At 48.0% G+C, this 271-nt stretch carries 1 protein-coding gene; it reads left to right on the forward strand.

The features are described from left to right. A partial coding sequence (locus CWB99_RS23750; RefSeq protein WP_138686251.1) for a response regulator occupies positions 1 to 271 on the forward strand: 271 nt, incomplete at both ends.

Genomic DNA, 271 nt, shown 5'->3' on the forward strand with positions numbered 1-271 from the left:
AGCCATGGTAGAGCCCTACCCAGATATGGTATTACTGGATTGGATGTTGCCCGGAGGCAGCGGTATTCAGATTGCGAAGAAATTTAAACAAAACGATCATACCCGCGCAATTCCCATTATTATGCTCACCGCCCGAGGTGAAGAAGAAGACAAAGTGAAAGGCCTGGAAGTGGGGGCTGACGATTATGTGACTAAGCCATTCTCTCCGAAAGAATTAATGGCACGTATTAAAGCCGTTATTCGCCGTGTGGCGCCGACATCACTTGAAGAG

Origin of the sequence: Pseudoalteromonas rubra, from assembly GCF_005887095.1 — a bacterium.
Lineage (GTDB): Bacteria > Pseudomonadota > Gammaproteobacteria > Enterobacterales > Alteromonadaceae > Pseudoalteromonas > Pseudoalteromonas rubra_E.